Annotated in this window: 10 protein-coding genes, 1 tRNA gene and 1 riboswitch; of the genes, 7 read left to right on the forward strand and 4 right to left on the reverse strand. The window is 71.5% G+C overall.

Annotation, left to right across the window (positions count from 1 at the left end; all coding sequences use genetic code 11):
• Positions 1 to 52 precede the first annotated feature (52 nt).
• From ACH4U8_RS26855 to ACH4U8_RS26875, 5 genes are all read left to right on the forward strand, one after another.
• Complete coding sequence (locus tag ACH4U8_RS26855) at positions 53 to 1237, forward strand: DNA polymerase III subunit delta' (protein ID WP_360324141.1); 1185 nt, start codon at positions 53 to 55, stop codon at positions 1235 to 1237.
• A gap of 219 nt (positions 1238 to 1456) precedes the next feature.
• A complete protein-coding gene (locus tag ACH4U8_RS26860) occupies positions 1457 to 2929 on the forward strand; it encodes an alpha/beta hydrolase-fold protein (protein ID WP_395780743.1) in 1473 nt (490 codons plus the stop codon).
• Positions 2930 to 3032: 103 nt separating this feature from the next.
• The gene (locus tag ACH4U8_RS26865; RefSeq protein WP_395780745.1) at positions 3033 to 4664 is read left to right on the forward strand and encodes an alpha/beta hydrolase; all 1632 of its coding nucleotides are present in this window, start codon (positions 3033 to 3035) and stop codon (positions 4662 to 4664) included.
• 136 nt (positions 4665 to 4800) lie between these two features.
• The gene (locus tag ACH4U8_RS26870) at positions 4801 to 6351 is read left to right on the forward strand and encodes an alpha/beta hydrolase (RefSeq protein WP_395780747.1); all 1551 of its coding nucleotides are present in this window, start codon (positions 4801 to 4803) and stop codon (positions 6349 to 6351) included.
• Between the two features lie 81 nt (positions 6352 to 6432).
• Positions 6433 to 6506, forward strand: a tRNA-Thr gene (locus tag ACH4U8_RS26875).
• 155 nt (positions 6507 to 6661) lie between these two features.
• Here ACH4U8_RS26875 and ACH4U8_RS26880 read toward each other — a convergent pair.
• Positions 6662 to 7753, reverse strand: coding sequence for an NlpC/P60 family protein (locus ACH4U8_RS26880; protein WP_395780749.1), 1092 nt, complete (start codon positions 7751 to 7753; stop codon positions 6662 to 6664).
• A 9-nt stretch (positions 7754 to 7762) separates the two neighbouring features.
• Positions 7763 to 7906, reverse strand: a riboswitch (cyclic di-AMP (ydaO/yuaA leader).
• 545 nt (positions 7907 to 8451) lie between these two features.
• Between ACH4U8_RS26880 and ACH4U8_RS26885 the strand changes: the two genes are divergently transcribed.
• Positions 8452 to 13482, forward strand: a complete 5031-nt coding sequence (locus tag ACH4U8_RS26885; protein WP_395780751.1) for a DUF3320 domain-containing protein — start codon at positions 8452 to 8454, stop codon at positions 13480 to 13482.
• A gap of 254 nt (positions 13483 to 13736) precedes the next feature.
• Here the strand turns inward: ACH4U8_RS26885 and ACH4U8_RS26890 are convergent, their stop codons facing one another.
• On the reverse strand, positions 13737 to 14420 hold the full coding sequence (locus tag ACH4U8_RS26890) for a hypothetical protein (RefSeq protein WP_395780753.1): 684 nt from the start codon (positions 14418 to 14420) through the stop codon (positions 13737 to 13739).
• Positions 14421 to 14558: 138 nt separating this feature from the next.
• On the opposite strand from ACH4U8_RS26890, the gene ACH4U8_RS26895 reads away from it, so the two are divergent.
• Positions 14559 to 15203: a TetR/AcrR family transcriptional regulator gene (locus ACH4U8_RS26895; protein ID WP_395780755.1), complete on the forward strand. Its 645-nt coding sequence runs from the start codon at positions 14559 to 14561 to the stop codon at positions 15201 to 15203.
• Between the two features lie 34 nt (positions 15204 to 15237).
• On the opposite strand, the gene ACH4U8_RS26900 is transcribed toward ACH4U8_RS26895, so the two are convergent.
• Both ACH4U8_RS26900 and ACH4U8_RS26905 read right to left on the reverse strand, forming a co-directional pair.
• Positions 15238 to 17784, reverse strand: a complete 2547-nt coding sequence (locus tag ACH4U8_RS26900; RefSeq protein ID WP_395780757.1) for an ABC transporter permease — start codon at positions 17782 to 17784, stop codon at positions 15238 to 15240.
• A complete protein-coding gene (locus ACH4U8_RS26905) occupies positions 17784 to 18617 on the reverse strand; it encodes an ABC transporter ATP-binding protein (protein WP_379990126.1) in 834 nt (277 codons plus the stop codon). The genes ACH4U8_RS26900 and ACH4U8_RS26905 overlap by 1 nt, the downstream gene beginning before the upstream one ends.
• Positions 18618 to 18844 lie beyond the last annotated feature (227 nt).

The following is an 18844-nucleotide window of genomic DNA, read 5'->3' on the forward strand; positions in this document are numbered from 1 at the left end:
GTCACCCCGGTACGGTCGTACCGGGCACACCGGAACGAGGAGACAAGAGCGCGTGACCGTCTGGGACGACCTCGTCGGGCAGGATCGCGTCGCCGAGCAACTGCGCACCGCGGCGGGCGCCGCGCGTGCGGTGCTCGCGGGCGAGGGCGTCGGCGGGATGACCCACGCGTGGTTGTTCACCGGCCCGCCGGGGGTCGGCACGGCGACCGCCGCGCGTGCGTTCGCGGCGGCGTTGCAGTGCGTCAGCCCGGACCTGGCCCTGGGCGCCGAGCCCGGCTGCGGGCACTGCGACGGTTGCCACACCACGCTCACCGGGACCCACGCGGACGTCGACGTGATCGCCACCGAACTGTTGTCGATCGGCGTCAAGGAGACCCGCGACCTGGTCCGGCGCGCGGTCATGACGCCGGCGGGCGGACGCTGGCAGGTGATCATCCTGGAGGACGCGGGCCGGCTCACCGAGGGCGCGGGCAACGTACTGCTCAAGGCGATCGAGGAACCCGCCGACCGCACCGTGTGGTTGTTGTGCGCACCGTCCCTGGAGGACGCGCTGCCGACGATCCGCTCGCGCTGTCGCAATGTGGCCCTGCGCACGCCGCCCGCCGGCGCGGTGGCCGATCTGCTGATGCGGCGGGACGGTATCGACCCGGCGATGGCCGCGTTCGCCGCGGCCGCGTCCGGCGGCGACATCAAGAGCGCACGCCGGTTGGCCCTGGACGAACAGGCCCGCGGGCGCCGCGCCGACGTGTTGCGGATCCCGATGGTGGTCGGCGACATCGGCCTGGCGATGGCCGCCGCACAACGACTGGTGGACGCGGCCGCCGAGGACGCGAAGCAGGTCGCGGCGGACCTGGACGGCCGGGAAACCGAGGACCTGCGGGCCGCGCTGGGCGCGGTCGGCGGCGGCCGGATGCCCAGCGGCACGGCCGGCGTGATGAAGGAACTGGAGAACAAGCAGAAGAAGCGGGCCACCCGCACCCAGCGGGACTGCCTGGACCGGGCGCTGGTGGACCTGACCGCGTTCTACCGGGACGTACTGGCGCTGCAACTGCGCGCCGCCGTGCCCTTGGCCAACGACGTGTTGCGCGCCGACCTGGACACGATCGCCCGCGGCTCCACGCCGGAGGCGACGCTGCGTCGGATCGAGGCGATCCTGGCCTGCCGTCGGGCGATCGACGCGAACGTGGCCCCGCTGCTCGCGGTCGAGGCGATGGTGTTGACCCTGCGCACGGGGTGAGGCCCGGCGGTCCGTTCGCCCGGCCGGGCGCCCGCTCGGCGGGTGGGTCGACGGCATCGTTCGGTTGTTTGTACGTGTGTTCGGTTCGGTCCTTCACTCCTTGGAGCGGAGGTGTCCTTCGGACGGAACCCGGAACCCCCACTCGGACGTCATCGTGGGAGAGTTCGCGGGAACATTGTGGCTGGTGAGGTTCGGAAGGACGGTGCGGGGTTGCGTTCCGTGACCAGGACGCTCAAAGGTCTGCTGATCGCGGTGACCCTCGGGGCGGTTGTCGTTCTCGTGCTGAGGGCGCGCAAGTCGCGTGCGGCGGCCGATCCGGTCGAGAGCCTTTCGCCGGGTGATGCGACGGCCGACGCAAAGGCCGATTCGAAGGCACACCTGAAGGCCCAACAGCGGCCCCGGGCCGTCGCGTTGCCGCCGGCCGACGGGCGGGGCGGCGAGTCCGGGCAACCGGTGCCGACCGCGCCGACCACCCGGGCCGTGCCGACCGCACGGGTCCGGTCGGCGGAGCCGACGGGCGGGTCCGAGCCGACGAGCGCCGCGGCGCCGGGCCCGGGTCGGGTCGAGGCGCCGCTGCCGTTCGCGCCGGTGGAGCTCACCTCCTCGGCGCCTGCGGCGCTGACTCGACACGAGCCGATGCGGGTCCCCGAGCCCCGGCCGATCGGGGCCGACCCGGCGTCCGTTCGGCGCAGGCGTGGGGTGCGCTCGCCGCTGGGCATCGGACTGCTCGCGCTGGTCGTGGTCGGGGCGGGCGTCGGCGGCACCTTCGCGTACAAGGGGATCGCCGACGACGACAAGCAGAACGTCGCGTCCTCCACCAAGGCCGATCCGTCGGCCGAACCGTCCGGCACCACGTCGGGACGACCCAAGGCCGCGCCGCAGAACTTCACCAAGGTGGGCACCAAGTCCGGTGGCACGCTGAACAGGATGAGTCTGGCGGGCGGCCGGTCCGGGGTCACCGCCGATGTGTGGGTCTGGCTGCCGCCGGGCTACGACACGCCCGCCAACCAGGGCCGCAGCTACCCCGTCCTGGTCGCCCAGTCGGCCCTGCCGGGCATCGAGTCGAACAGCTTCGTGGACGACTCGGTGGCGTTCCTGCCCAAGCTCGTCGCGGGCATCGAGACCGGCACCGTTCCGCCGTACATCGTGGTCGCGCCCGAGCTGATGCCGTACCCGAAGTCGGACGCGGACGCCGGTCGGACGGCGGCCAAGGACACCGAGTGCAGCGACGTGCCGAACCGGCCCAGGATGGCCACCTTCCACAACGAGGACGTGCGCGAGGCGGTGCTGGCGACCTTCCGCGCGAGCGCCGACCGCGCCTCGTGGGCGCTGATCGGCGACGGCTCGGGCGGCCTGTGCGCGGTCAAGTACGCGTTGCAGTACCCGCAGTACTACGCGGCGGCGGTCAGCCTGTCCGGCCGGACCACGCTCAAGTCCCCGCTGTGGGACCTCGATGCGGCGACGAAGGCGGCCAAGGCGGCGAACGAGCCGGTCAAGCTGCTCGACGCGCGGCCCGACGTACAGATCCTGCTCTCCGGTCAGACCGGCGGCAGCGAGTTCGCGGCGAAGGCCAAGGCGCCGACCGCGGTCAAGGCGATCACGGGCTCGGGCGGGGCCTCCGGCGACATAGTGCGTCAGCTCCCCGAAGCGCTCACCTTCCTCGGCCGCAACACGCGGACCCCGGCGGCGTGACGCGGCGCGGGACCGGGCCGGGAACCCTCGGGTGGGGGATCGCGGCCCGGGTCCGGTGCGTACCGCTCGTGCGTGACTTTTCGTTCGATGGTAGGCAGTACGCGTGAAACGAATATCCCGGGTGGGACTCCTCGGCCGCGCGGTCCCGATCGCGCTCGCCGTCGCGACAGTCGCGAGTTGTACGGTCGCGTCCGATCTCGGTGATGCCGCGGGGGGTGCTCGGCCCAATGCGGTCCGGCCCACCGCGGCCGGCGCCAAGGGGCCGGCCACGCCCGGGGACCCCGATCCCCGACTGGCGCGGTTCTACACCCAGCAGCCGACCTGGAAGGCGTGCGAGAGCGACGACGCCGACCAGCGCAGCCAGGCCAAGGCGTTTCGTTGCACGACGTTCACCGTGCCGCTCGACTACTCCCGGCCGACCGGCAAGACCATCGACATCGCGGTCACCCGCAAGACCGCGGCCAAGCCCGGGCAGCGGATCGGTTCGTTGTTGCTCAACCCCGGCGGTCCGGGCGGCTCCGGCGTCGAGGCGGCGTGGTGGATGGCCGACGACACCATCGGCAAGCCGGTCCAGGACGCCTACGACCTGATCGGCTTCGACCCGCGCGGGGTCGACCGCAGCGCGCCGGTGAAGTGCATGACCGACGCCGAGCGGGACGCGTACGTGGCCGAGGACCTGCCCGAGGACCCGGCTCGGGCCGAGGCGCGCTCCAAGGAACGGGACCGGACCTACGCGGCGGAGTGCCAGAGCCGCTCCGGCGAACTGCTGCCCTTCGTCGGCACCGACAACGCCGCCCGCGACATGGACGTGCTGCGCGCGGCCCTGGGCGACGAGAAGCTCAACTACCTCGGCTTCTCCTACGGCACCTACCTGGGCGCCACCTACGCGGAACGTTTCCCGACCCACACCGGTCGACTGGTCCTGGACGGCGCGGTGGACCCGGCCGCGGACAACCTGAGCGCGTCGGTCGAGCAGCAGGTGGGCTTCGACCGGTCGTTGCGTCGATTCGCCGAGGACTGCGCCGGGCGTTCCGGCTGTGCGCTGGGCGGCGATCCCAAGACCGCGCCGACCAGGGCCGCCGACTTCCTCGACGGTCTCCAGGAGAACCCGCTCACCGGCCGGGGCGGCCGCAAGCTCACCTCCAGCATGGGTTGGACCGGGGTGATCAGCCTGCTCTACGGCGACAAGGACACCGCGTGGAAGTACCTGCGCGACGCGCTCGCGGACGCGATCGTGCGCAAGTCGCCGGACGCCCTGCTCTTCTACGCCGACAACTACAACGGGCGGGACGAGGAAGGGCACTACGACAACAGCTCGGACGCGTTCATCGCGATCGGCTGTGCGGACGGGTCCGGGGACGCGCCGACGCCGGCGCAGGTGCAGGCCGCGCTGACCCGACTCAAGGCCGAGGCGCCGCTGCTGTCGCGCGATGTCACCGCCGAGGATCTGACCGGACAGAGCTGCGAGGACTGGCCGTTCAAGTCGCCGACGAAGCCGCACGCGATCCGCGCGCAGGGCAGCGCGCCGATCCTGGTGGTCGGTACGACGGGTGACCCGGCCACGCCGTACGCCTCGGCGGAGAAGCTGGCGGGCCAGCTCGCCGACGCGACGCTGCTGACCTTCGAGGGCGAGGGGCACACCGCGTACGGCGGCAACAGCGCGTGTGTGGACGGGGCGGTGGAGGGGTTCCTGCTGCGGGGGACGATGCCGGCCAAGGGGAAGCGGTGTAGTTGATCGGCGGTCGGGCGAGGCGTCGGGTCGTCGCGTCGTTGGGGTGTATCGCGGGGTTGCGTGGTTACCCTCCCCAGGGGGTGCACGCCGCGCGGTGCGTGGTGCACGGTTCCACCGGGCTAGTCGAGGAGCGGGTCGCATGATGCGGGGTTCGTGCGCGAGGGTCGTGGCGGCGGCGATCGGCCTGTTCCTGGTGGCGGGATGCGGCTCGGGATCGTCGGCGAAGTCGCCGGACCGGGTCGCGGACACGGCGAAGGCGCCCGCGACCGGCGACCCGGACGGCAAGGCGATCGACCAGGCACCGCCGACCGCGGCGGTCGAGCCGATCGGGTGGACCGCGTGTACCGGCGGCTTCCAGTGCGGCACGCTCCAGGTGCCGCTGGACCACGCCAAGCCGGACGGGCCGAAGATCAAGCTCGCGGTGATCAGGAAGCCCGCCGTCGGCGCGAATCGCATCGGCTCGCTGGTACTCAACCCGGGCGGCCCGGGTGGCTCCGGCCTGGACTTCGCGCAGTACGCGGCCACCAGGTATCCGGCCGAACTGCGCAAGCGGTTCGACATCGTCGGCTTCGACCCGCGCGGCGTCGGTCGCAGTACCGCGATCGGCTGCCTGAGCGACAACGCGATGGACACCTTCACCCAGCTCGACGCGACGCCGGACACTCCCGACGAGGAACAGGCGTGGCTGGACGGCACCGGCGCGTACGGGCGGGCCTGCGAGGCCGACTCGGGCGACCTCCTGGGCCACGTGAGCACCGTGGACGCGGCACGCGACATGGACCTGCTGCGGGCGGCCCTCGGCGACGCGAAGCTCTACTACCTGGGCGCGTCGTACGGGACCTTCCTCGGGGCGACGTACGCCGAGCTGTACCCCAAGCGGGTCGGCCGGCTGGTCCTGGACGGCGCGATGGATCCGAGCCAGCCGGCGGTGGCCGCCAACAAGGTGCAGGGCGGCGGCTTCGAGACCGCGCTGGCGGCGTTCCTGGACAACTGCGTCGGCGGCGGCTCGTGCTCTCTCGGCGCGACCCGCGAGGCCGGACTGGCCAGGATCCGCGGCCTGCTCCAACAGCTCGACGCCCGCCCGCTGTCCGGCGACGGGACCCGCAGGGTCACCGAGTCGATCGCGACCACGGGCATCCTGTCGCCGCTGTACTCCAAGGACCAGTGGCCGGATCTGCGACAGGCGCTGGAGGCCGCGCTGCGCGGCGACGGGCAGCCGCTGCTCGAACTCAACGACCAGTACTACGAGCGTGGTCCGGACGGAAAGTACAAGAACCTGATGGCCGCCAACGCGGCGGTGAACTGCCTGGACGCGCCGCCGGCCGCGACGTCCCGCGAGGACGTCGAGCGGGAGCTGCCCGGCTACCTGGCCGACTCGCCGACCTTCGGCCGCAACCTCGCCTGGGCGGGCCTGACCTGCGCCTCCTGGCCGACCCCGCCGACCGGCCGGCCGCACCCGATCAGGGCCGAGGGCGCCGCCCCGATCCTGGTCGTCGGCACCACCCGCGACCCGGCCACGCCGTACTCCTGGGCCCAGTCCCTGGCCGGCCAACTGGCCTCCGGCAGCCTCCTGACCTACGACGGCGACGGCCACACCGCCTTCGGCCGAGGCAGCGACTGCGTCGACCGCACGGTGGTCGACTACCTCACTCAGGGCACCGTCCCCACCAAGGGCAAGACCTGCCGCTGACCCCCGCCAAAGCCGCGTGTGGACCACCCCGACGGGTGTGTACACTCATTCCCTGTCGCCACCTTCAAGGTGGACCGACAAGCCGCCTTAGCTCAGTCGGCTAGAGCGACGCACTCGTAATGCGTAGGTCAAGGGTTCGACTCCCTTAGGCGGCTCCTCGAAGGCCCAGGTCAGTTGGTTTCTGATCTGGGCCTTTTGCATTTTCGGGGTCGGTCCGGGCGTGATGTGTCGACGAATCGGCGCTCGGACGGGCCGGGGTATGCAAAACCCCGGCCGGGTTTCCGGCCGGGGGCATTGTGTGCGCGGGGGGTCAGCTGGGGCGAATGGCCGCGTAGAAGGGCATCGAGTCGAGCGGGGCCTTGGTTACGTTCTTGCCCGGTCGCGGGGCGTGCACGATCTGGCCGTTGCCGATGTACATGCCCACGTGCGAGTTGTCCGAGAAGTAGAACACCAGGTCGCCCGGCTGGAGGGCGCTCTTGGCGATCCTGGGACCGTCGTTGACCTGGGTCCAGGTGGTGCGGCTGAGCGAGACGTTCGCCGCCCTCCAGGACGCCTGGGTCAGGCCCGAGCAGTCGTACGAGCCGGGACCCACGCCCCGGGGCGCGTACGGCTTGCCGATCTGCGCCAGCGCGAAGTTGATCGCGGCCTGGGCCCGGCCGGAGGCCGGGATGTTGGTCGCCGGCGGCGGCGAGTCCGGCTTGTCCCGCGAGCTGCGGTCGGCGTCGCTTCGCGCACCGGTGTCGTTCTTGTGCTCGTTCGAGTTGAGGATCTCGTCCTGCTGCTTCTTGTCCAGCGTGTTCAGCAGCCGCTGGGCCTCGGCGAGCTTGGTCTGGATCTCGTTCTTGTGCGTGTTCAGCTCGGTGCGCAGCTTTTCCAGCGCGGAGAGCTGCGCGGTGGCCTCGGTGCGGTCCTGCTGGAGGACGCGGGCCTGCGCCGCGATCTGCTTCAGCTTGGCGGCCTGCTGGCCGTCGAGCTGGGACATCATCTGCGACTTCTGCAGGTAGCCCTCGGGGTCGCCGCTGAGCGCGAGCGAGAGCGACGGGGGCAGGCCGCCGGTGCGGTACTGGTTGGCCGCCAGGACACCGATCTGGTCGCGCAGGGTGTTGAGCGCGGCCTGTTCCTCGGTGATCCGGGCCTGGGTCTGGCTCGCCGTGCCCTGCTGCTTGGTGATCTGCTCGTCGACGCCGTTGGCGGCTTCGGTGGCCTTGATCACTTCGCTGTGCAGTTGGTTGACGCGATCCTTGGTCTGCTGGAACGACTGCGCGGGGTCGGCGCTCGCGGTGCCGGCGAAGGTCATCACGCCGGTCATCGTCGCCGCGGCCGTGACGACGGTCGCTGCGGTACGCACGGCGGTGCGCGGCTTGGGCTTTCGGTGCTGCCCGGATCGACGTTGGGTCGCCACTGGTGGCGGGTCTCCTTCCTCGGCCGCCTACCGGGTTAGCTGACGGGTTCGGGCGGAAGAAGACGCCCTACGGTGCCGAGGCACCGATTCACCCCAGGGACTGCGAGGGTCCCCGGTTCCGGCTTCGCGTCGCAACGACGGCGATCACTCACCGTCACCAAAACTCGTCCCCGAATTCGGCGGAGGCGATCGTGTCGACCGGGATGGCCGACGTCGAACCGATCGCCTTATCGCAGAACGATAGTCACAGGGGTGTCACGGTCGGCACCGGGAGCCTCTGCATTGCCAAAACTTTACCAAGACTTCCGTTTCATTCTCCGCTTATTACGGGAAAAGCGCGCGGATGCCCGAAAATCGATCTTGGACCGATTTGGCAATGATTGGCGGCGTGGATCAGCCGCCGGCCCAACTCCATCGATGTCACCGAACGTGAGAAATTGGTCGTCCGCAGAGCTGTGGGCCGCAGGGGTTGTCGCGTCGGCTTCGGGGCCGCGGCGGTGCGCGATAAAGCCGAAGCCACGCGCCGCGAACGCGGTTCACGGTGTGGTTGTTTCGGAGTCGTCGATCGTCCGATGGGCCTTATGGGGACGGCTGTTCGGGTGACTGGTGCGTCGGACTGCCGGCACTGAATACTTACTGCGGCCGGGGGGCCGAGGTGGGGTGCCTCCTGTGCGTATCCGCTTCGGAGGTACGTCTGCATGCAGAGTTCGCGAACGGCCGGAGTTGCGCAGCCTGGCAGTGGGGACGACGCGGCGCTCGCGCGATTGAGGGGCGTCCTGGGCGGTTGGCGGGACTCGCTGCTCGACCTGGGCGGGCGGAACCGGCTGTTGAACTTCCGGCACACCCGGATTGCCACTCTGGAGGTCGTCGCGCCGGACGCCGCCGCCGTGTTGGCCGGATTCGCTCGCGGCTGGCCGTTCGCTCCCGTCGAGTCCGACGGACGGGTCGAGGCAGGCACGGAGGCGGAGGAGGCCGAACCGGGCACCGAGACCTTCCTCGCGTACGACCTGGGTTCGGAGGCGGGCCGCACCGGTCGTGCCGACGGCCTGGTGACCCGGAAGAACACGCAGGCAGGGCTGGACGCGTCGCTCTACCAACTGCGGCAGAAGTCGGGTCAGATGTACATCGACTACGGCTTGTGGGTGCTCTGGCTGGGCGTCGGCATGTTGGAGTGGCGGGAGGCGGGCGCCGCGGAGACGTGCTTTGCTCCGCTGCTGCTCGTACCTGTGGAGCTTCGTCGGGACGCGCGGAGGCAGACGCGACTGCACCTGGCGGAGGACCAGGACCGGATCCACAATCCCGCGCTCGCGGTCAAGTTGGAGCAGTTGGGTGTCGACTGGAGCACGGTGGCCGACTGCGACGTGCTCGATTCCGACGCGGTCCTGTCGGCCGCCCGGGAGATCGCGGGCACGCAGCAGGGTTGGTCGGTCGAGGACCGCGTGGTGCTCGGCCTCTTCTCGTCGCACAAGGAGGCCATGTACCAGGATCTCCAGCAGAACGAGGAGCGCATCCTGGCCCATCCGCTGGTGCGAGCCGTCGGCCTCGGCCCCGACGCGGGACTGCCCGACGACCTGATCGACTTCGAGCCGCCCGAGATCGACCGCATCGACGAGATCCAACTGCCCGAGCGGACCCCGCTCGTGCTGAACGCGGACTCCTCGCAGCGGCAGTGCATCGCGGCCGCGCTGGACGGGCGTTCCTTCGTGATGAGCGGTCCGCCCGGTACCGGCAAGAGCCAGACGATCACCAACATGATCGCCGCACTCATGCATGCCGGCCGGTCCGTTCTGTTCGTCAGCGAGAAGGCCGCGGCGCTCGACGTCGTCCGCAATCGGCTCCGAGGTGTCGGCCTCGGGGACTTCGTAATGGCCCTGCACAGCGGTGACACCGGCAAGAAGGCGGTGGCGACCGAGCTGGAGCGGGTGCTGACCACCGAGGTACGGATCACCGGGGCGGCCGAGCACGAACTCGATCGGGCCCGTCGCCTGCGCGAGGAGCTGTCCGCCTATGCGGCGGCGATGAACCACACCCGTGAACCGCTCGGCCGTTCCCTGCACGACGTCCTGGGCCGCCTGGTGCTGCTGGAGCAGGCGGACACGCCGCAACTCACCCTCGGCGCGCGGAGCACCGACACGATCCGCCGACTCGAAGCCGGACACCTGGGGTCGATCGTGGCGGCGGCGGGCGCCGTCGGCCGGGCCTGGCGGCCGGCGGCGGAACGTGAGGCGTTCGTCTGGCGCGGGTTGAAGAGGGACTCCGCTCCCACCGCTGTGCTCGCCGAGGCCGCCGAGGCACTCGCCGACCTGGGTACGGCTGCCGAGCGTCGTCCGTTCGGGGCCACCATTCCCCAACCGCGCGCCGTGCCCGACCTACGCAGGGTCGTGACCACGTTGGAGGCGGGCCTGCCCGGACGAGACCCGGCCGCGGTCGGCACCGCCGGTGCCGGGCTCTCGGACGATCCCTCCGCCGGGTTTGCGCGGTTGGCCGAGCTGTTCGCACTGCCCGAGCCGCAGAGTATGCAGGCCGCCTTCGGCCTGCTGCAACTCGTCGATCTGACCTCCGCGGCCCGACGGCCGCCCGCACGATGGTTCGACGAGGACGGCCTGCGCGCGGCACATCGAGCGGCCGGGGAGTTGCAGGTCGCGTTTGCCGCCTGCGCGGTCGCGCGTGCGGCAGCGGAGGACGTCTTCGGTGAACAGGTCCTGCAAGCAGAGGAGTTGCCTGCCCTGATCGGGAGGTTCGCCGAGCAGCACCGGGGTGTGTTCGGGCGGCTGTCCTCCCGGTATCGCGAGGATCGCGCGGCGGCGGTCGCGCTCACCCGCGCCGGTTGGCACAAGACCGTGCCCCAACGCCTGACCGACGCCCTGGCCTGGCACGACGCCGCGGCCGAGGTCACTCGGCTGCTGACTCTGCATCAGGAGGCGCTGGGCCCCTGTCTTCCGCGCGGGGCGGACGACCTGCCGTCCCTGCGGGCGGTGCTGGACATCGCGGACCGAATCGCCGAACTCACCCGAGGCATCGGTCGGCGGGACATTCTGGTGTCCCGTCTGGCCGACGGCGTCGAGTTCGATCCGGTGCCGGGACTGGTGGCTCGGGACGTCCGTGGTGCGTTGGGACACTGGTGCGACGTCGCGACGCTGCGTATCGCGCGCTGGGCGCAGTCCTCGACAGCGCTGCTCGACCTCTTCGAGGAACCTCGTCGGGTCGGGTTGTCCGCCGCCCTGCTGGGCACCTTCGATCAGGCCCGGCAGGCCGTCGACGAGCTCCGGGACGACCCGCGCGGCCCGGAGGAATGGCAGGCCCACCGCGCGGGACTGGACGTGCTGGCCCGGCACGGTGTCGAGGAACTCGTTCCTCGTGCCGTCGAACGAGGCGTTCTTCCCGAGCAGTTGCCCGACGTCGTCGAACAGGCGGTGCTGAAGTGCTGGGCGGACGATCTGCTCGGTACGGATCCCCGCCTCACCACCACTCGTTCGGCGGACCTGGACGCCCGGGTGGCCGACTTCCGGGAGGCGGATCGTCGGCTCGTCGCCGCCGCGAGCGGAGCCGTGATCGAGGCATGCAACGCGCGCCGCCCACGCCGTTTCAGTGGCGGGCCGGCCCTGGTGATCAAGCAACAGGCGGAGCTGAAGCGTCGTCACATGCCGGTGCGGGAACTGCTCGGTCGCACCCGCGAAGTCGTTCGGCTGATCAAGCCGTGCTTCATGATGAGTCCGTTGACGGTGAGCCAATTCCTGCCCCCGGACTATCACTTCGACGTGGTGATCTTCGACGAGGCGTCGCAGGTGCGCCCGGCCGACGCGATCAATTGCGTGTACCGGGCGGGCTCGCTGATCGTGGCGGGCGACGAGAAGCAGTTGCCGCCGACATCCTTCTTCGACTCGTCGGTGGAGGACGATTCCGACCAATACGACGAGGAGGCTCCGCACAGCTTCGAGTCCCTGCTGCACGCCTGCAAGGCGGGTGCACTGCGCGAGTTGTCGCTGCGCTGGCACTACCGAAGCCGGCACGAGGACCTGATCACGTTCAGCAACAGGTCGTTCTACGGCAACTCCATGGTGACGTTTCCCGGGGCGCTGGACCACGGCAACGACATCGGTGTCGAGTACTTCCACGCGCACGGTGTCTACGACCGCGGCGGACGGCGGGACAACCGCCTGGAAGCGGAGATGGTCGCCCGGCGGGTCATCCACCACTTCGACACCCGACCCGGCCGCACGCTGGGCGTCGTCGCCCTGTCCCAGGCTCAGGCCGCGGCCATCGATCAGTCCGTTCAGCAGGCCCGGTTGCTGCGTCCCGACCTGGACCACTGCTTCACCGAGGATCGGCTCGACGGGTTCTTCGTCAAGAACCTCGAATCGGTCCAAGGCGACGAGCGGGACGTGATGATCATGTCGATCGGGTACGGCCCCGACGAGAACGCCAAGTTCGGCACGAACTTCGGGCCGATCAACAAGGGTGGTGGTTGGCGCCGCCTCAACGTCGCCGTCACCCGGGCGCGCTTGCGCATGGAGGTCGTCGCCTCCTTCCGCGCCGGCAGCCTGGCTGATGGCACGAACGAGAGTGTTCAGCACCTCAAGCGGTATCTGGACTACGCGGAGAACGGCCCGGCCGTCCTCGCGCAGGACGTGATCCAGGCCGACGCCGAACCGGACAGCCCCTTCGAGGAGTCGGTGCTGCAGGTGCTGCGCGACTGGGGCCATCGCGTGCAGCCGCAGGTCGGGGTCGCCGGATACCGCATCGACATGGGGGTACGGCATCCGGAGTTCCCCGGTTCCTACGCCCTGGGCATCGAGTGCGACGGTGCGATGTACCACTCGTCGAGGACGGCTCGGGATCGCGATCGGCTGCGGGAGGAGGTGCTTGCCGGGTTGGGCTGGCGGCTCCACCGCATCTGGGGCACCGACTGGTATCGCGGGCGGGCCGCCGCCGAGGCGAGATTGCGCGCCGCGGTCGAGGCGGCGATCGAACGGGGACCGATGTCGACGACCGCCGCGGCCAGGCCGGCGACGTCCGCTGCCGGGGACGAGCCGGACCGTGTCCCGGACGTCGGGCCGTCGGTCCGGCTCCCCGACACCTCGACCTCCTCCGATGTTCCCGGCCCGCGGAACGGGATGTCGCCGACCGTCCCGGCACCCGTGGAGCATGAGCGGGTCCCGGTCGACACCGAGCCCGACCGGCCGTGGAGTTCCCGGTACGAGGTGTGCGTGTCGACCGCCGGCTCGCCGTACGAACTGCACACCCCGGAGGCCCGCCCCGCGCTGCGCGACATCCTGACCCGGGTCGTCGGGGTCGAGGGGCCCATCCACGAGGAGTTGTTGGTGCAGCGCGCGCGGGAGGCCTGGGGGGTGGCCCGGGCGGGCGCCCGGATCCGTGAAAACGTGCAGGAAGTGGTGCGTGGTCTCGTCCGCACCGGGCGGGTCGGGGTCGACGGCGAGTTCCTGGATGTGACCGACCGGGAGCGGCCGGCCGCCCGGGTACCGGCGGAGGGCGAGGCGCCGCGCAAAGCCGCGCACATCGCGCCGGCGGAAAGGCAACTGGCGCTGTACGAACTGGCCGCCGAGTGCCCGGGCATGTCGCGGGAGGAACTGGTCCGGCACGCCTGCGAGTTCTTCGGCTGGCGACGGATGGGTCGGGACATCCGCGGTTTCCTGGACTCCGACATCGACGAATTGCACCGTCGCGGTCGCCTGAAGGAGGCGGACGGATACCTCACCGCGATCGCATGACGCGAGCCGGCGGGCCCGAGGCGTCGACCGGCGCCCGGGCCCGTCGGCCGACCGGGCGACGCGCTCACCGTGGTGGCGGCGGCGAAGCGGGAACGGCCGACCTGCCCGGAGGGGTGGGCCCGTGGTGTCGGCGGATTGTGGTGAGCAGGCGGTACAGGTCGGTACCCGGGAGGGCGCTGAGGGGTGGGGCCAGGAGGTAGGGCCACAGGTTGGTGTGGCCGGAGAGTAGCGCCGGGCCGAGTCGGCGAGGTGGGTCAGGCCGCCCGGTGGGCGGCTTCCAGCCAGTTGCGGAATTCGCAGGCGAAGTGCCACTGGTGGCCGACGAAGACGTGCTCGGGGGCGCTCGTCGGGAACTGGATGGTCAGCCGGATCCGCAGGCCGTTCGCGCCGTCGCCGAACTCGTGCATGACGCGGGCGATTTCGGTGCCGTCGGCGAGTCGGCCGGTGCCGCCGATGCGTACCGGGTAGGTCTCGTGGCCCGGGTCGGCGATCGCGACGCCGTCGTGGAAGGTGAGGAAGAAGCGCAGCGGCCCGGAGCCGATCGTCTCGATGATCTCGACCACGCCGTCGGCGGAGTTCGCGAGGTAGTGCTCGGGGTTGGCCGCGAGCAGCGCGACCCGGTCGGCGCTGCCGAGCCGGCCCTGCCACCAGGTCAGGAAGGTGTGCGCGTCGATGCCCTCGACCTCCATCTCGGTGACCGCGGACCGCCACTCGCCGTGCGCGGTACCGGGCAACGGGGCCATTGCCGCGTCCGCGGCGAGCAGGTCGGGGGCGAGCAGTTCGCGCGTGCGCTCGTCGCCGATCCGCGCCTTGAGCAGGGCGAGCGCGGTCCGGGCGCGGTTCAGTTCCCAGTCGAGGACGTCCTGCTCCGGGTGCTCGATGCCGTCGATCACGGTGCGGATGGTGAGGGGTTCGGTGCGGGTGCCGGGGGTGCCCATAATCTGCTCCTTCCAAATCAAGCGGAGAACTTCTCTCCGGTTTCAGAACGGTAGCATATGCGGAGAGAAACTCTCCGATTAACTCTCGGGTGTGGTCGACCCTTCCCGTACACCCCGACCAGCGAAGGACGGTGCACCATGCGCGCGGACGCGGCACGCAGCAGACGGCGGATCCTCGACGCGGCCCGGGACGTCTTCCTCGAACGCGGTCTGGAGGCGCCTTTGGACTTGATCGTGCGCCGGGCCGGCATCGGGCCCGCCACGCTGTACCGGCGCTATCCCGACCGGGAGTCGCTGGTCCGCGACCTCACCGGGGATCTGCTGGGCCGATTGGAGCTGGCCGCCGAGGAGGCGGTGACGGTGGACGACGACGCGTTCGCGGCGGTTCGGCGTTTCGTGCATGCCGCGGCCGATCTGCGGATGGGGGCGGTCATCCTGGTACTCCTCGAAGGACTGGTCGTGGACGCCGAGTTGGTTCGGATCCGGACCGCGACCGCGAGTACCGTCGAGGCGCTGATCGAGGCCGCGCACGCGGCGGGCACGCTGCGCCCCGACGTCGGCATGGGCGACCTGGTCCTGCTCTCGATCCGGCTGTCCCGCCCGCTCCCCGGCGGCCTGGCCCGGCTCGACCCGGACGGCGCGGTGCTGCACCACCATCTCGATCTGGCCCTGGACGGCCTGACCACGCGCGCGGCCGGGGACGCCGCCCCGACGCCCCGCACCCCGCTGTCCTTCGAGGACCTGATCACCGCCGCCGACCGCCCGACGGTCCCCGACCGCTGAGCCGGCCCGCCCGCCGAGCGGCCCCGGCCACGCCTCAGCCCTGCACCATCGCCACCGGCCCGGTCCGCAACGCCCGCCACGTGGGCAGCAACGTCGCCGCGAAGGTGAGCGCCGCCGCCGTACCGACCACCGCCGCGTAGATGCCGATCGGCCCCGTCGGCAACCACGAGTCGGTGAGCGACAGGCTGAACGGGACCACCGCCGCGGCCGCCGCGACGGTGCCCAGGATCACGCCGATCAACGTGGTGAGCGCCGCCTCGACCGCGGACATGTGCATGATCTGGGCCCGGGTCGCGCCGTTGAGGCGTTGCAGGGCGAACTCGCGGCGCCGGTTGTGCGTGGCCAGGATCAGCGAGTTGACCAGGGACAGCGCGGTGTACAGGGTCAACATGCCGATGATCAGGTAGTTGGCCCACGCCTGGGTCTTGGATTCCTCGGCGTGCGTCTCCAGCAGCGCGTCCCGGGAGGCGGCACGAACTCCCGGATGTTCCTCGGCCCATGCCCCCAGCGAGGCGACCAGACGGTCGGCGTCGGTGCCCTGTGCCGCGCGGATCAGGATCTGCGCGGGCAGCCCATCGGTGGTGTGCGGCGCGAGCAGCGACACCGGCAGCAGCAACGAGTCGTAGCCCGGCCGGCTCTCGAACAGCGCGACCACCCGAACGTCGGCCGAACTCCCGTCGCCCAGCCGCAGCCGGATCGTGTCGCCGAGCCCGCGGTGGATCGAGCGGGCCAGGCTCTCGGGCAGCGCCACGGTATTGCCGCGCAGCTCGGTCAGCGACCCGGAGGTGGCGCTCACCCCGGTGGTGGCGAGACCGAACTCGGCGTCGATGCCCTGGAGTCGCAGGCCGTGTCGACCGTCCGGCGCGGTCCGCGGCTGCTCGATGAAGCCGGCACTCGCGGTGTACGTACTCGCACTCGCGACGCCGGGAATCGTGCGCACCCGGTCGACCAGGGCCGGGTCGAGGCCGCCGCCCGCACCGGTCAACACCGCGTCGGCCCGCAGGGTTTCCGTGTACACGCGTTCGGCGTGCGTGGTCGTGGTGGTCTGCAGGTACAACTCGCCGGTGCTGATCGCCACCGCGAGCATGATCGGCGTCACCACGGCGGCCGTCCGTACCGAGGTGACCCGCGAGCCGAGCATCGCGATCCGGCCGGACTCGCCGGTCAGCGCGCCCAGCGGGCCGGACAACATCCGGGTCAGCAGCTTGGTCAGGCCGGGGGCGAGCAGGGCCAGGCCGATCGCGGCGCAGATCACCGCCGGGCCCGCGGTGCTCGCGGCCACCGGACCCTCCAGGACGTACACCGTGACCAGACTCAGAGCGGTGGCGCCGGCCAGCGCGAGCAGCGCGAACGCGAGCCGGAACCAGTTGAACCAGCGCGGCTGGAAGGCGGATTCGGCGAGTGCCTCGGTCGGCTTGGCGGTCACCGCGCGCCGCGCGCCGACGAAGCCGCCGAGCAGCGCGGTCAGCAGCACCGCGCCCGCCGCGGCCACCGCCGGGATCCAGCCCTGCTCGAACTCCACGGTCTCGGCGACCATGTCCGAGGCGACCAGCCGGTGGAAGAGCACCCGGCCGGCCGCCGGCCCGGTGAACCAGGCCACGCCCGCCGCCAGGACGGTCACCAGGAACGTCTCGCCGAGCAACATCCGGCGCAACTGGCGGGGCGTGGCGCCGATCGCGCGCATCAGCGCGAACTCGCGCCGGCGCTGCTGCACGGACAGCCCGATGGTGCCGGCCACCACGAACACCGCGACCGAGACCGCCAGGCCGCCGAAGACGCCGGCGAGCGAGATCAGGTCGGACTTGTTCGCCAGGATCTCGGGGTGCTCGACCGCGCCGCGATCGTCACCGGCCAGGATCCGGACGTGATGGTCGTGCAGTGCCCCGGCGACCCGCTTGCGCAGCGCGCCGAGATCGCTACCCGGGGCGGCCACGATCGCGATGTCGGCGACGGTGCAGGCGGGCGTCGCGAGCCGGTCCGCCTGCGCCGCCGCGAAGAACACGCCGGCCTGCGAGACGGTACGCGCGGCCCGGGCGATGCCGCTGACCCGGTACGCGCTCGCGCCGCCGTGCGCGGCGATCTCGACCCGATCGCCCACGGCCACCCCCGCGCGGCGCGCGAGCGTACTGTCCAGCACCACCTCGTCGGCCCCGACCGGCGCGGTGCCCTGCGCGAGCAGGTACGGCGTCAGGGCCGCGGAATCCCACGCGTGGCCCTGCGCCCCGTGGTTGCCGGCGGGGCCGATCAGCGCGGTCTCGAAGGTCTGTTCGCCGACCGCCGCCCGCACCCCCTCCAACGCCCGCACCCGAGCCACGAGCCCCACGGGCAACGGGGTGCGCTCGGCCAGTGCGAAGTCCCGCTCGCGGTCGCCGGAACCGTCGCGCGGACCGGTGAAGGTGGGATCGCCGATCACCAACAGCGAAGCCTGCGCCAGGCGTTGCGGCGGCGCGTTGTTGCGGACCCCGGTTTCGAGCAGCCCGCCACAGGCCATCACCACGGTCGCGCCGAAGCACAGCGCGATGAAGGTGGCCACGAAGCCACCGGCCCGAAAGCGCAGCGTGCGCAGGGCGAGCCCCCACATCAGCGGACCCTGCCGATCGGCCCGGGTCGGCCCGGCCCCGGCACGTCCGCGAACGCGCCCAGGTGGGTCATCCGCTCGGCGATGGTGTCCGCCGTCGGCGCGCTCACCCGGTCCGCGATCCGGCCGTCGGCCAGGAAGACCACGTGGTCGGCATAGGAGGCGGCGACCGGGTCGTGCGTGACCATCACGACGGTTTGGCCGTCGATCCGTACGGATTCCCGGAGCAGGCCGAGCACCTCGGCCGCGGTCCGGGTGTCCAGCGCACCGGTCGGCTCGTCCGCGAACAGCACGGCGGGCCTCACGACGAGCGCGCGAGCGATCGCGACCCGCTGCTGCTGGCCGCCGGACAACTCGTGCGGTCGGTGTCGGGCCCGGTCGGTAAGGCCCACGTGCGCGATCACCTCGGCGACACGCCGGCGGTCGGCGCGTTTGCCCGCGAACCGCATCGGCAGCGTGATGTTCTGTTCCACGGTGAGCGTGGGCAGCAGGTTGAACGCCTGGAAGACGAAGCCGATGCGTTCCCGGCGGAGCTTGGTCAGCGCGTTCTCGTTCAACTCGGCGAGGTCCTGGCCGGCCACCGTGACCGTGCCCGACGTGGGTCGGTCCAGACCGGCCGCGCAGTGCAGGAAGGTGCTCTTGCCGGAGCCGGACGGGCCCATCACGGCGGTGAACGAGCCCTGCCCGAACGTGATGTCGACCCCGTCGAGGGCGGCGACCGACGCGGAGCCCCGGCCGTGGACCTTGCGCACCGCGTCGAGCCGGACGGCCGGCGGGCCGGCGCCCTCCCACTCGGCCGGCGCCGTGTACCACTCGTGTGTCGGTTGCCCGCCCACGTCGATTCTCCCGCCGATCCGGCCGCCACCCCGTGTACGGCACCGGGTCCAACGCTAGGAGCGCGAATCGCCCCTGCCCATGGGGTCGGCCACCGTCCGAGGGTGGGGCCGGCCCCACCTGTGCCCCCGGCGGGCCGGGTCCGCCGAAGCCGCTCGCGGGCCGGAAATCGGGCCCCGCCTGGGCCGAAGTGTGTACGCCGGGTCGTCCTCGCGGAGGGCGTGCCGGC

It is taken from the genome of Embleya sp. NPDC020886, from assembly GCF_044333915.1.
GTDB lineage: Bacteria > Actinomycetota > Actinomycetes > Streptomycetales > Streptomycetaceae > Embleya.

Bases quoted from the DNA above. Each gene is read 5' to 3' on its own strand.
- ACH4U8_RS26870 (WP_395780747.1), top strand. From the start codon at position 4,801: ATGATGCGGGGTTCGTGCGCGAGGGTCGTGGCGGCGGCGATCGGCCTG.
- ACH4U8_RS26885 (WP_395780751.1), top strand. From the start codon at position 8,452: ATGCAGAGTTCGCGAACGGCCGGAGTTGCGCAGCCTGGCAGTGGGGAC.
- ACH4U8_RS26890 (WP_395780753.1), bottom strand. From the start codon at position 14,420: ATGGGCACCCCCGGCACCCGCACCGAACCCCTCACCATCCGCACCGTG.
- ACH4U8_RS26895 (WP_395780755.1), top strand. From the start codon at position 14,559: ATGCGCGCGGACGCGGCACGCAGCAGACGGCGGATCCTCGACGCGGCC.
- ACH4U8_RS26900 (WP_395780757.1), bottom strand. From the start codon at position 17,784: ATGTGGGGGCTCGCCCTGCGCACGCTGCGCTTTCGGGCCGGTGGCTTC.